Consider the following 12,766-nt stretch of genomic DNA (forward strand, 5'->3'; position numbering starts at 1 on the left):
CGGCGGAGCGCGCCGTCCGCACCGTCTGGGGAGGCGCCGACGTCCCTCGACCAGCGGGAGGCGCCGAAGGCCGCACGACGACGGCGAGACGCGAAGGCCCCGCACGACGCCGAGACGCGCCGGGTCAGCCCTGCGACTGCTGGGGCATCCCCTGCGCCGTCGCGAGCACCTCGACCCCGGCGCCGGCCTGTTCCCAGTTCGACCCCCGCTGGGAGTACAGCGTGCCGTCGGATCCCCGCAGGCGCACTGTCGTGCCGATCGTGCCCGAGATCGTCGTGACACCGTCGGGCGCCGACATCGACTCGCCGGGGCCGCCGACGATCTGGCTGATCTCGACGATCCCGGTTCCGGAGCGCGCAAGCACGCCCACGGTCGCGTCGTCGAGCCAGGTCACGTCGATCCCCGCGCCAGGCAGCTTCGCCACCATGACCGAGTCGCCGAGGCCGGTGGGCGTGCCGTTCGCGTCGCGCACGATGCCGAACACCTCGACCTGCGGCACCCCGCCGATCCGCAGCAGGGCCGCCATCCGGGTGCCGTCGCGCGACACCGCCATCGCCGTCACGTGCGAGGCGTTCGCCCACGAGCCGCGTCCGGGCTTCGTCGCCTTCCCGACAGGGCTGTAGGCGACGAGGCCGTCGGGATCGTCGCCGGGGCTCGACCAGATGAAGCCCTTCGTGTCGATCACCGGATCGACGAGCCCGGCGCGCTCGTCGAGGGACAGGATCGGCCCCGCCGCCGGAACGCGGGCCACTGCCCCCGACGAGGTGCGCACCGCCGCGGCCGAGTAGTCGTTCGCGAGGCCGATGGCGACCGGGTGCACCCGCGTCATCGCCTGCGTGATGCCCTTGATCTGCTCGATCCCGTCACCCCCGGCGAGGAACCCGAAACCCTTCGCCGTGTTGACCAGCGCACGCGTGTCCACCCGCGTGGACGCCGTGGCGACGGGCTCGGCATTCACGACCGTGCCCGAGTACGACATCGACACGTCGGTGACGCCCGCGCTCGCGAGGCTCCGCTGCAGCTGCGTCTGCATGCGGTCGAGCGTCTGGGAATCGAGGGAGAACACGGGGCCCTTCAGTTCCACCTGCGCGACGCTGCCCGAGGTCGGCACGGACGGCACATCGAGCTTCACGCTGTCGGGGAACGCCGTGACCACGCTGTCGGCAAGCCACGGGCTCGGCTTGCCGTCGACGAGCGTCTGCGCGACGCGGGTCGCCGCGATGCTCGTCGGGAACCAGCGCACGTCGGGGACCAGGTAGCGCCATCCGGGGTCGAAGTACATGAGCGAGTACTCGCGGAACACTCCCGTGAACTGGTCGGCGCCGAGCACGATGCCGTTCGGCGCCTTCGCGATGCGCCACTGCCCGTCGACCTTCTGCAGCGAGAAGTCCAGCGGGGTCCGGCCGCCGTCCGACGGCTTGTACGCGCCCGTGGCGTCGACGATCGCGCGCTGCGTCACCGTGAGGGTCACATTGTCGCCCATGGTCGTGTAGACGCGGGCGGCGCGGTCGTCGATCGTGGTGTTGTCGCCGGGCTTCCAGGTGCCGCGGAACGACGGCGCGAGGTACAGCTGCGCGACCGACCAGTTGCCCTCCGGCCCGATGCCGGCGTCGATGAAGCCCTGCACGATCTGCTCGGGCGACGCGCCGTCCTGCGGCTTCTGCGGCACGAACGAGAAGTCCGGCGGATCCGCGGCCCCCGGCGGCAGCCCCGCGAACACCGGCCCCGAGGTGGGCAGCCCGGCGCACGCCGACAGGATGAGCGCGAGAGCGGCCGTCAGCACGGCGAGCGCGCCGCGTCGCCCGCGGGAACCGGTCATGAGGCACCCCCGTGGCGAGCGTCGTGCAGCGCGTCGGATCCCGGAGCAGCGCCGCCGCGCCCACCCGCACCCCGCAGCGCGTCGGGCCCGAGGTCCTGCACCGAGATCGGCTGCGTGAGTCCGAGCTCGTCGAGGGACGCGCCGTCGTCGCCGGGATCGGTCGGCAGCGGCGAGGCGCCCTCGACGGGATGCCCGCCCCGCGGCAGCGTCAGCACGAAGTTCGTGCCGCGCCCGAGGTGCGACCACACCGTCAGCGTGCCCTGGTGCAGCGTCGCATCGCCGAGCGCGATCGACAGGCCGAGGCCCGTGCCGCCGATCGTGCGCTTTCGGGAGGGATCGGCCCGCCAGAACCGGTCGAACACGTGCTCGGCGTCGGCCTCGGTCATCCCCATCCCGTAGTCGCGGACGCCCAGCGCGACGGCCTGCTGGTTGCTGTCGACGGTGACGACGATGGGGCGGCCCTCGCCGTGCTCGATCGCGTTGCCGAGCAGGTTGCGGACGATGCGGCGGATGCGGCGCGGGTCCATCTCCACCGGCGAATAGCCGCCGGGGGCGACGAGGCGCACGTCGGTGCCGTGCTGGTCGGCGAGCTGCTGCATCGACGCGATGACGTCCTGGGCCAGGTGGGCGAGACTCGTCGGCTCGAGCTCGAGCTGCACCGATCCGGCGTCGTACCGGCTGATCTCGAGGAGGTCGCCGAGCAGCACCTCGAACCGCTGCACCTGCGCGTACAGCAGCTCGGCGGCGCGGGCCGTGGCGGGGTCGAACTCGTCACGCCGGTCGTTGATCATGTCGGCCGCGAGCCGGATCGTGGTGAGCGGCGTGCGCAGCTCGTGCGAGACATCCGACACGAATCGCTGCTGCACGAGGGACAGCTCGGCGAGCTGGTTGATCTGCGACTGGATGCTGTCGGCCATCGCGTTGAACGAGCGCCCCAGCGTCGCGATCTCGTCCTCGCCGTGCACCGTCAGCCGCACGCCGAGGTCGCCGGCGGCGAGCTTGGCGCTCGTGTCGGCCGCCTGCCGGATCGGCGTCGTCACGGCACGGATCGTGAACCAGACGATGCCGCCGATGAGCACGACGAGCACGCTGCCGACGATCCACAGCGTCGCCTGCACGAAGCTCAGCGTCTTGGCGGCGTCGTCGAGGTCGTACGCGAGGTACAGCTCGTACGGGCCGATGTCCGGCACGATGATCTGCTGCCCGACGACGATGCCCGGCCGCACCGCGCCGTCGGGCGACGGCAGCGAGATCGACTGCCCCCACTGCGTCTGGGCGGTCTGGCTCTCGGCCTGCACGTGCGTGCGCAGCTCGGGCGAGATCATGTCCTCGGTGAGACCGCCCGAGCGGAAGCCCGGTGGCGCGATCTGCGACGGCGTCTTGTCGATGCGGATCGCGATCATCATGTCTGTCGCCGACTGCCGGGCCAGCGACGTCGACACGCTGCTCATGAGGTTCTGGACCTGCACCGGGTCGTCCTGCACGACGGCGTCATTGAGCGTCGCCTGCGCGCTGTCGACGGCACGGCGCGCGTCGCTGAGCGCCTGCTCTTTGCGCGACTCGTACAGGTCGTTCTGGATCGCGAGGGCCATCCAGACGCACGCGATGACCACCGCGATCGCCGTCAGCACGAGGCTGATCACGACGGTGCGGAACCGCAGCGAGCGCCGCCACAGAGTGCCGAGCTCCTCGGCACGGGCCCGCCACCAGGCGCCGTCGCGCCAGGTGGGCGACGACGCGGTGCGCACGGGCGCGGTGGTCATGCGGGCCTCAGACCACGGCGCCGGCGCGGTATCCCACGCCGCGCACCGTGGTGACGATCTTGGGGTTGTCGGGGTCGAGCTCGACCTTGGCGCGCAGGCGCTGAACGTGCACGTTCACCAGGCGGGTGTCCGCCTTGTAGTGGTAGCCCCAGACCTGCTCGAGCAGCATCTCGCGCGAGAACACCTGCTGGGGCTTGGACGCCAGCGCCACGAGGAGCTCGAACTCCAGCGGCGTGAGGGCGATCGAGCTCGTCCCCCGGCGCACCTCGTGGGCCGCGACATCCACTTCCAGATCGCCGATGCGCAGCACCTCGCCGGCGGCCTGCGAGCCCGGCCGCAGCCGCGTGCGGATGCGTGCCACGAGCTCCTTGGGGTTGAAGGGCTTGACGATGTAGTCGTCGGCGCCCGATTCCAGCCCCTTCACGACATCGGCGGTGTCGCTGCGGGCGGTCAGCATGATGATCGGCACGCCTGACTCGCTGCGGACCCGGTTGCAGATCTCGATGCCGTCCATCCCGGGAAGCATGAGATCGAGCAGGATGAGGTCGGGACGATGCGCGCGCCACGCCTCGACGGCCTTGGCGCCGTCGGCGCAGAAGACGGTGTCGAACCCCTCCGTGCGCAGCACGATGCCGATCATCTCCGCGAGCGCCGTGTCGTCGTCGACCACCAGGATCCGTGAAGTCATTGAACGCGTTTCGTCCTTCATCCGGCCAGGCCTCGCCATGGCACGCTGTACAGCGCAGTCCCCGTGCGCTCTGCACAGCGTAGCCGAGCAGACCCAGACCGGGGCGGATGCCTCGCGAGGGTGTGACACGATAGGGAACGCACCGCTCCCCCTGCTGGAGGCTTCGTGACCGCGTATCCGACCTGGACACCCGCATCGCGCCCGGGGCTGATCCCGCTGCATCCGCTCGGTTTCGGAACGGTGCTCGGACGGTCGTTCGCGGCGCTGCGGCGCAATCCGCGCGTGCTCCTGGGCTTCGCGCTCGTCGTGCAGGTCGTCGCGTTCCTCGTGCTCATCGCCGCGGTCGGAGCGGCCGCGTTCTGGTCGTTCTCGCGGCTGCAGAACGTGCCGTCATCCTCGCCGGACTACCAGGCGATCGAGGCCGGATCGACCGCCATCGTGATCGTCACCGGCGGCGTCCTCGGCCTCGCCACCGCGGCGCTCAGTGTGATCGTGCAGGCGGTCGTGCTGACGGATGTCGCACGGGGCGCGGTGGCGGAGCGGATGCGTCTGCCCGAGCTGTGGCGTCAGGTGCGCCCGGTCGCCTGGCGTCTCATCGGCTACGCGCTGCTGATCACCGTCGCGGTCCTCGTCGCGATCGCCGCAGTGACCGCCGTCGTGATCGCCGTCTCCGGTGTCGCCGAGGCGCTCGCGATCATCCTCACGATCCTCGCGGTGCTCGCCGCGATCCCGCTGTACCTCTGGCTCTCGACGAAGCTGCTGCTCGTGCCGCCCGCAATCATCATGGAGCGCGCGACGATCGGGGCCGCCATCGCCCGGTCGTGGCGCCTCACGCGCGGACGGTTCTGGCCGATCCTCGGCGTCATCGTCGTGATCGGCGTGATCTTCAGCGCGATGGCGCAGATCGTGTCGCTGCCGTTCTCGGTGCTGGGCGGTCTGGCGTCGGCGTTCATCGCGCCGACCGGCCAGTCGGCATCCGGCGCCATGATCGCCGGTCTCGGCACGCTGATCGTCGCCGAGATCGTCGTGCTGCTCGTGCAGTCGATCGCGTCGGTGGTGCAGGCGACGGCGACCTCGATCCTCTACATCGACACCCGGATGCGTCACGAGGGCCTCGACCTCGATCTGCTGCAGTACGTGGAGCGGCGGGATGCCGGAGCGACCGAACTTCCCGACCCCTATACGGCCCACATCGGCCGCACGCTCGTGCGGCCTCCGCTCGCCGCCCCCGCGTATCCCGCCGCCTACCCACCTCCGGCCTCCGGCCAGCAGCCGTACAGTCAGCCGGGATACGGACAGCCCGGGCCCTACGGCCAGCCGCCGTACGGAGAGCCCGGGCCCTACGGCCAGCCGCCGTACGGACAGCCGGGATACGGACAGCCCGAGCCCTACGGCCAGCAGCCGTACGCGCCGCCTCCATACCTCCAGCAGCCGCCGTCCGCGCAGCAGCCGTCCGCTCCGGCACCCGAGCGCCATCCTGATGCCAGGTCCCTGAGCGAGGAGCGCAGCGACGAGTCGAAGGGCCGGAACCCCGGGTCTTCGTCGCAAGCCGGCCCCTCGTCCACCGACTGGGCCGCGCCGGGCCGGCCGAGCGACGAGGCGCCGTGAGCCGAGGACTGCCGATCTCCGTCCCGCAGCCCTTCCTCTCGACCACGGCGCCGCCGCTCGACCCGGACGGCGAGCAGGCGCGGCGATGGGCGGAGCACGAGCTGAGCGATCCTGCATACGCCGCGGCGAAGCCGACCCCCATCGACCGTATCGCGCGCGGCGTGCAGCAGTTCTTCGAGAACCTCTTCGGGGGCAGCGCCTCCGGCGCCTGGGGCCTCTGGCTGGCATTGGGGATCGGCCTCGTGCTCATCGCCCTGATCATCGTGGCGGTGATCTTCTCGGGGCGCGGCCGACTCTCCCGGCGCGGCGCCACAGCTCCCACCGACCTGTTCGGCGACGCCGAGACGCGCTCCGCGGCGCAGCTGCGGCGCGCCGCCGCCGCGGCCGTGACCGCCGGCGACTTCACCGAAGCCGTGATCCTGCGGTTCCGCGCCCTGGCGCGCGGCCTCGCCGAACGCGGTGCCGTCGAGCTCGTGCCCGGCGCCACGGTGCATGCCTTCGCCCGTGCGGCGGGACGTGCATTCCCCTCCGACATCGCGCTGCTCGACGACGCCGCCGCGGCGTTCGACGATGTGCGGTATCTGCGCCGCTCCGGCACCGCCGACCTGTACGACCGCGTCGCACGGGCCGACGACGCCGTCGCACAGGCGCAGCCTGCCAGTCACGAACGCGTCGAGGCGGCCGTATGACCACGGCGACGCATCCCGGCGTGGCGACACCGCCGGCCCCCGAAGCCCCCACTCACCCACGGCCCGCACCGCGCCGACGTCGTGCGGCAGCCTGGGTCGCGATCGCCGTCGTCCTCGTCATCGTCGGCATCATCGGCGCCGTGCTCAGCGGAATCGGCCAGTGGACGAAGCGCGACCTCCTCGACCCGGAATCGGCCGGACCCGACGGAGCGCGCGCACTCGCACGCATCCTGTCGGATCACGGCGTCGACGTGCTCGTCGTGCGCGACCGGGGCGCTCTCGCGCACGCTCTCGCCGACGCCGGTCGCGCCGGAGGCAGCCCGGCGCGAGCGACCCTGGTGCTGCCCGACAGCCCGCTGGTGGCCGACAAGCGATTCCAGGAGCTCGCCGAATCGGCGGCCGACGTCGCGGTGATCCAGCCGCAGTCGCGCACGGTGCGCCTGCTGTTCGACGCCTCCACCGCCGGCTTCGGCGCCGACGCGCCCGTCACCGCCGGCTGCCCACTGCCGGCCGCTCAGCGGGCGGGACGCATCCTTCCGGGCACGCTCTACGCGCCGGGGTCCGACCCGGCCGTCACCGCGTGCTACCGCGTCGGCTCCGACGCGGCGCTCCTGCAGCGGACGACCGCAGGCACCACCAGCACGGTGATCGACGCCACCGAGCTCTTCACGAACGCGGCCCTCACCCAGAACGGCAACGCGGCGCTCGCCGTGAACCTCCTCGGAGCGCACCCGACCCTCATCTGGTACGTGCCGTCGGCCGACGACGCCGACGCCGGCACCGAGCCGCCGACGCTCGCAACGCTGACGCCGTCGTGGGTGAGCCCCGTGATCGTGCTGCTCCTTGTCGCCGGCGTCGCCGCGGGTGTGTGGCGGGGACGCCGGTTCGGACCGCTCGTCGCTGAGAACCTCCCCGTGACCGTGCGCACTGCCGAGACGACGGACGGCCGCGCGCGCCTGTACGCCCGTTCGCGCGACCGACTGCACGTCGCCGACCGGCTGCGCATCGGCACGCTGAACCGCCTCGGCCGCATACTCGGCCTCGGGCCCACCGCGTCCGCGACGGAAGTGTGCGATGCCGCCGCCGACCTGCTCGGGATGCCGCGTGCCCAGGTGCGTGGCGTGCTGATCGACGAGATCCCCACCACCGATGGTGCCCTGCTCCACCTGAGCGACCGGCTCCGCGACCTCGAGCGCGCCGTGACCACCGCGCTGCGTCCGTACGACACCCCGACCGGGAGGAACCGCCCATGAGCGACCCGACACCCGCATCCGCTCCCCCGACCGCCGACGCATCCGGCACCGCCGACACGGCCGCCGCGACACGTGCCGCCACGACCGGAGACGGATCCGCCCGCACGGCACCCGACGCGTCCACTTCCGCGGCGCCCGATGCATCCGCCGACGCGGCCCTCCGCGACGCGCTGCACCGGGTGCGGCTGCAGGTGGGACAGGCCGTCGTCGGCCAGGACGGGGCGATCGCGGGTCTGTTGATCGCCCTGCTCGCGGGCGGCCACGTGCTGCTGGAGGGTGTTCCGGGCGTCGCGAAGACGCTGCTCGTGCGGGCGTTCAGCAAGGCGCTCGGCCTCGATACCAAGCGGGTGCAGTTCACGCCCGACCTCATGCCCGGCGACGTGTCGGGATCGCTCGTCTACGACGCCCGCACGGCGGAGTTCGAGTTCCGCGAGGGGCCGATCTTCACGAACATCGTGCTCGCCGACGAGATCAACCGGACGCCGCCGAAGACGCAGGCGGCACTGCTCGAGGCGATGGAGGAGCACCAGGTCACCGCCGACGGCGTGACGCGCGCGCTCCCCGACCCGTTCCTGGTCGCGGCGACCCAGAACCCGATCGAGCACGAGGGGACGTATCCGCTGCCCGAGGCGCAGCTCGACCGGTTCCTGCTCAAGCTCGTGATCGGGGTGCCCGAGCGCGACGCCGAGCTCGAGGTGCTGCGCCGGCATGCGGCGGGCTTCGACCCTCATGTGCTGCGCGAGATCGCGCCCGTGGTGGATGCCGCGCAGCTGCGCCGCGCGCGCCAGGCCGCGGCATCCGTCGCCGTCACCGACGAGGTGCTCGGCTACCTCGTCGACCTGGCCCGGGCGACCCGGCAGAGCCCCTCCGTGCAGCTCGGAGTGAGCCCGCGCGCGGCGACCGCGCTGCTCGCGACGGCGAAGGCGTGGGCGTGGCTCGGCTGCTACCCCGCGATCACGCCCGATCACATCCAGACCATGCTCGTGCCGACCTGGCGGCACCGCATCCGCCTGCGGCCCGACGCGATGCTCGAGGGAGTGTCGGTCGACGCCGTGCTCACCTCCGTGCTGCAGCAGACGCGGGTGCCCATCTGAGTATGTATCTCACCGGACGGCTCCCCCTGCTGGTCGCGCTCGGCGCGCTGCCGGTGATCGCGCTGTCGATCGCCGGTGTCGACGCCTGGATCGCGGCTGCCGGATGGGTCGTGCTGTGTGCGATCGCGGCGGGGGCGGATGCGCTGGCCGCCGCCGATCCGCGCGCCGTTCGCGTCGTGCGGACGCTCCCCCGCCGCATCCTGCGCGACGCCGAGGTGGAAACGACGCTGACGCTGCGCGGGCCACGTCGACTGCGGGGCTGGCTGCGCGACGCCTGGCAGCCGACGGCCGGTGCGCCGGCCGAGCGGATCAGGGTGGAGCTCGAGCCCGAGACGCCGCTGCGGCTCCCCGTCCTGCTGCGGCCCCGCAGGCGCGGAGAGCTGGTGTCGCAGTTCGTGGTGCTGCGCAGCCTCGGTCCACTCGGGCTCGCGGGGCGACAGGCGCGCATCGACGCGCGCGGCGCCATCCGGGTGCTGCCACCGTTCACCGCGCGCCGGCATCTGCCGTCTCGTCTCGCCCGGCTGCGCGAGCTCGACGGCGCGACGAGCGTGCTGATCCGCGGGCAGGGCAGCGAGTTCGACAGCCTGCGGCCATACGTGCGCGGCGACGACGTGCGCTCGATCGACTGGCGTGCGACGGCGCGGGCGGGCACGACGATGCTGCGCACGTGGCGGCCAGAACGCGATCGGCACATCGTGATCGTGATCGACACAGGGCGCACCTCGGCGGCCCGCGTGGGTGACGGAGTCCGGCTGGACGCCGAGATGGAGGCGACGCTCCTGCTCTCGGCTCTCGCCGCGCAGGCGGGCGACCATGTGCACCTCGTGATGTTCGACCGGGCGGTGCGGGCTCGGGTCTCGGGGGTCGACGGCGACATGCTCCTGCCGGCCCTGGTCGACGCGATGGCGCCGGTCGAGCCGACGCTGATCGACACCGACTGGGATGCCGCCTTCGCGCAGGTGCGTGCCCTCGGCGTGCGGCCGTCGCTCGTCGTGCTGCTGACGGCGCAGGATGAGGCGGCATCGGCGCGCGGCTTCCTCGGTTCACTGCCGGCCGTCACCGCGCACACCCACGTGCTGGTCGGCACCGTGACCGACGGCGAGCTCGCCGCTCGCGCCGCCGCGCGCGCGACGGTGGGCGAGGTGTACCGGGCCGCGGCTGCCGAGCAAACGCTGGCGGATGCCGACCGCGTGGCGCAGGCGGTCGGCCGTGCCGGCGCCGAGGCGATCGCCGCCGGCCCCGACGACCTTCCGCCGCGCATCGCGGACCGCTACCTGCAGCTGAAGGCCACCGGCCGCCTCTGAACGCCCCAGCCCTTGAGCGGAGGAGACGAGACGAGGGAAGGACGACACCGCGCCGCTCGTCCTCCCTCCGCCGGTCTTCCTCCCCTCCGTGACGGCGCAGGCGGCCCTTCGACTCGCTCCGCTCGCTCAGGGACCTGGCTCACCCTCCCCTCGCTCAGGGATCTGGTTCACCCTCCCCTCGCTCAGGGATCTGGCTGATCCGAGGTCCCTGAGCGAGGGGCGAAGCCCCGAGTCGAAGGGCCACCCAAGGGAGGGATGCGTCAGCACGATGCTCGGGCGCTGCCCAGGCCTTGTTGCTACGGTGGAGGCCAACGCTGATGCGCGACAGCGAACGGGACGGCCCGGCGCTGCCACATCCGGACGGGGACGGCCCCAGAGGCTCTCCCATGACCGTCCCGACCCGCGCGCCGCGCAATGACACGGCCCACGCCACAACCCCCACGCCGCTCCGCGACATCCTCACCCCGGCCGCCCTCGGCCGCGCGGCGCTCGGCTGGATCGCCGTCAGCGCGCTCGCGCTCCTCGGCCCGGCGCTGAGCTCACCCGCCGCGAGCGTCGGCGCCCTCGCCGCGACGATCGCCGTGATCGTCGTGTGCGCGTTCGGCGTCGTGCACCAGGCCGAGCGTCTTGCCGCACGCCTCGGCGATCCGCTCGGCACGCTCGTGCTCACCCTGTCGATCGTGCTGATCGAGGTCGTCCTCATCGTCGCCGTCATGCTCGGCCCCGGCGACCACGCTGTCGTCGCGCGCGACTCGGTACTCGCCGTGTCGATGATCATCCTCAACCTCGTGATCGGGGCGTCCCTCGTCGTCGGCGGACTGCATGGGCACCGGATGCGGGCGAACCGCGCCGGCACCTCGGCCTACGTCGCGATGCTCGTCGTGCTCTGCACCGTCGCGTTCGCGCTCCCCGCGCTGATCGGCGTCGGCGGCAGCTTCACGGTGCCGCAGGCCGCGATCGTGACCGTCCTCACGGTCGGACTGTACGTGTTCTTCCTGCACCGGCAGATCGGCCCGCAGGCCAGCGACTTCCGCGAGATCGGCGAGAAGACGCATCCCGTCGCCCGCGGGAGCCTCGCGGCCCATCGGCGCGAGATCGGCATCCGGCTCCTGCTGCTGGGGGCCACGATGCTGCCGATCGTCCTGCTCTCGCACAGCCTCGCGGCGCTCCTCGACGACGCCCTCGACCGAGTGGGCGCGCCGGCCGCGCTGGCCGGTGCGCTGATCGCCGCCATCGTGTTCCTGCCCGAGGCGATCACCGCGGTACGTGCGGCCGCCGCCGGCGAAACGCAGCGCGTGAGCAACCTGTGCCACGGCGCCCTGGTCTCGACCGTGGGGCTGACGGTCCCTGCGGTGCTCGTCGTCGGCCTCATCACCGGGCACCACGCCGTGTTCGCGGCCGACCCGACGGCGCTCGTGCTGCTCGGCGTCTCGCTCGTGCTGACGATCGTGACCTTCACCGCGCGGCGGGGGACTCCCGTTCACGGAGCCGCCCACCTCGCCGTGTTCGCGCTGTACACGCTCACCCTGTTCGGGTGAGGCATCCGCCACCGAACGCGCGGAACGACGCGGTTCGCCGTGTCGCACCGCACCGCGCGGCCGACCATGCCGATAATCTCAGGCCCGACGGATGCCGCGCGCCGCACGGCACCGACGAAAGGAGCCTGTGATGGCTGATTCGACGGACGTGTCGCCGCCCCTTGTCACCCGGATGGTGGCCGAGGCGATCGGAACGCTCGTGCTCGTCCTCGGCGGTGTCGGCACGGCCCTCATCGCGGCCGACTTCGCCGTCGGCGGCGAAGGGACACCGCTCGGCGTCGGCCACCTCGGCGTCGCCTTCGCCTTCGGCCTCACCGTGCTCGTCGGGGTGTACGCCTGGGGGCCGATCTCGGGAGGCCACTTCAACCCGGCGATCACCCTCGGCCTCGCCATCGGCGGCCGCTTCCCGTGGAAGGACGTCGTCGGGTACTGGGTCGCGCAGGTGGTAGGCGGCATCGTCGGCACGACGCTGATCGTGCTCGTCGGGCTGTTCGGCCCGCCGGGATGGCTGCAGAAGGCGCAGGCGGGAGGATTCGCCAGCAACGGCTTCGGCGATCAGTCCCCCTCGGGCTGGGGCCTGGGCGCGGCCATCATCATCGAGATCATCCTCACGGCGATCTTCGTGCTCGTCGTGGCGGGGGCGACGAGCCTGCGCGCGCCGGCGGGCTTCGCCGGGATCGCGATCGGCCTGACGCTGACGCTCATCCACCTCATCTCGATCCCGATCGACAACACCTCGGTCAATCCGGCCCGGTCGATCGCCGCGGCGATCTACGGCGGCGTGGCACCGCTCGCACAGCTGTGGGTGTTCATCGTGTTCCCGCTCGTCGGCGGGGCGATCGCCGGCCTCGTGCACAAGGCGCTGTTCCCCGAGCCGCGGGTCGTCACCACGAACGGCGTGTGATCCTCACACGACAACAGGTCCCTGAGCGAGGAGCGCAGCGACGAGTCGAAGGGCCGGTACCCTCCGCGATGGTGGGTACCGGCCCTTCGACTCGCTGCGCTCGCTC

At 72.4% G+C, this 12,766-nt stretch carries 10 protein-coding genes; 7 read left to right on the top strand and 3 right to left on the bottom strand.

What is annotated here, in order from left to right; translation table 11 throughout:
- Positions 1 to 124: 124 nt before the first annotated feature.
- The 3 genes from AC3RX1_RS00555 to mtrA are packed head-to-tail and all read right to left on the bottom strand — an operon-like array spanning position 125 to position 4,270.
- The gene (locus tag AC3RX1_RS00555) at positions 125 to 1,819 is read right to left on the bottom strand and encodes an LpqB family beta-propeller domain-containing protein (protein ID WP_491499281.1); all 1,695 of its coding nucleotides are present in this window, start codon (positions 1,817 to 1,819) and stop codon (positions 125 to 127) included.
- Positions 1,816 to 3,582 carry an MtrAB system histidine kinase MtrB gene (gene mtrB, locus AC3RX1_RS00560; RefSeq protein WP_491499282.1) on the bottom strand — a complete coding sequence of 589 codons (1,767 nt, stop codon included), beginning with the start codon at positions 3,580 to 3,582 and terminating at the stop codon, positions 1,816 to 1,818. The genes AC3RX1_RS00555 and mtrB overlap by 4 nt, the downstream gene beginning before the upstream one ends.
- Positions 3,583 to 3,589: 7 nt before the next feature.
- Positions 3,590 to 4,270 (bottom strand): MtrAB system response regulator MtrA, encoded by a 681-nt coding sequence (mtrA, locus tag AC3RX1_RS00565; RefSeq protein WP_491499283.1) that lies wholly within the window; start codon positions 4,268 to 4,270, stop codon positions 3,590 to 3,592.
- A 165-nt stretch (positions 4,271 to 4,435) separates the two neighbouring features.
- On the opposite strand from mtrA, the gene AC3RX1_RS00570 reads away from it, so the two are divergent.
- The 7 genes from AC3RX1_RS00570 to aqpZ all read left to right on the top strand — a co-directional run bounded on the left by AC3RX1_RS00570 (position 4,436) and on the right by aqpZ (position 12,660).
- Entirely contained in the window at positions 4,436 to 5,878 is a 1,443-nt protein-coding gene (locus tag AC3RX1_RS00570; protein WP_491499284.1) for a glycerophosphoryl diester phosphodiesterase membrane domain-containing protein, read from the top strand.
- Positions 5,875 to 6,567 (top strand): DUF4129 domain-containing protein, encoded by a 693-nt coding sequence (locus AC3RX1_RS00575; protein WP_491499285.1) that lies wholly within the window; start codon positions 5,875 to 5,877, stop codon positions 6,565 to 6,567. Before AC3RX1_RS00570 ends, AC3RX1_RS00575 begins: the two co-directional genes overlap by 4 nt.
- Positions 6,564 to 7,820, top strand: coding sequence for a DUF4350 domain-containing protein (locus AC3RX1_RS00580; RefSeq protein WP_491499286.1), 1,257 nt, complete (start codon positions 6,564 to 6,566; stop codon positions 7,818 to 7,820). The genes AC3RX1_RS00575 and AC3RX1_RS00580 overlap by 4 nt, the downstream gene beginning before the upstream one ends.
- On the top strand, positions 7,817 to 8,914 hold the full coding sequence (locus tag AC3RX1_RS00585; RefSeq protein ID WP_491499287.1) for an AAA family ATPase: 1,098 nt from the start codon (positions 7,817 to 7,819) through the stop codon (positions 8,912 to 8,914). Before AC3RX1_RS00580 ends, AC3RX1_RS00585 begins: the two co-directional genes overlap by 4 nt.
- 2 nt (positions 8,915 to 8,916) lie before the next feature.
- The gene (locus tag AC3RX1_RS00590) at positions 8,917 to 10,218 is read left to right on the top strand and encodes a DUF58 domain-containing protein (RefSeq protein WP_491499288.1); all 1,302 of its coding nucleotides are present in this window, start codon (positions 8,917 to 8,919) and stop codon (positions 10,216 to 10,218) included.
- 386 nt (positions 10,219 to 10,604) lie between these two features.
- Positions 10,605 to 11,756: a calcium:cation antiporter gene (locus tag AC3RX1_RS00595; RefSeq protein ID WP_491499289.1), complete on the top strand. Its 1,152-nt coding sequence runs from the start codon at positions 10,605 to 10,607 to the stop codon at positions 11,754 to 11,756.
- A 130-nt stretch (positions 11,757 to 11,886) separates the two neighbouring features.
- The gene (gene aqpZ / locus AC3RX1_RS00600; RefSeq protein ID WP_491499290.1) at positions 11,887 to 12,660 is read left to right on the top strand and encodes an aquaporin Z; all 774 of its coding nucleotides are present in this window, start codon (positions 11,887 to 11,889) and stop codon (positions 12,658 to 12,660) included.
- Positions 12,661 to 12,766 lie beyond the last annotated feature (106 nt).

Source organism: Microbacterium altimontanum, from assembly GCF_058349865.2.

What these genes read in the sequence shown, in the direction of transcription:
- aqpZ (WP_491499290.1), top strand. Translation starts at nt 11,887, where the DNA reads ATGGCTGATTCGACGGACGTGTCGCCGCCCCTTGTCACCCGGATGGTG.
- AC3RX1_RS00590 (WP_491499288.1), top strand. Translation starts at nt 8,917, where the DNA reads ATGTATCTCACCGGACGGCTCCCCCTGCTGGTCGCGCTCGGCGCGCTG.
- mtrA (WP_491499283.1), bottom strand. Translation starts at nt 4,270, where the DNA reads ATGACTTCACGGATCCTGGTGGTCGACGACGACACGGCGCTCGCGGAG.
- AC3RX1_RS00555 (WP_491499281.1), bottom strand. Translation starts at nt 1,819, where the DNA reads ATGACCGGTTCCCGCGGGCGACGCGGCGCGCTCGCCGTGCTGACGGCC.
- AC3RX1_RS00585 (WP_491499287.1), top strand. Translation starts at nt 7,817, where the DNA reads ATGAGCGACCCGACACCCGCATCCGCTCCCCCGACCGCCGACGCATCC.
- AC3RX1_RS00580 (WP_491499286.1), top strand. Translation starts at nt 6,564, where the DNA reads ATGACCACGGCGACGCATCCCGGCGTGGCGACACCGCCGGCCCCCGAA.
- AC3RX1_RS00595 (WP_491499289.1), top strand. Translation starts at nt 10,605, where the DNA reads ATGACCGTCCCGACCCGCGCGCCGCGCAATGACACGGCCCACGCCACA.
- mtrB (WP_491499282.1), bottom strand. Translation starts at nt 3,582, where the DNA reads ATGACCACCGCGCCCGTGCGCACCGCGTCGTCGCCCACCTGGCGCGAC.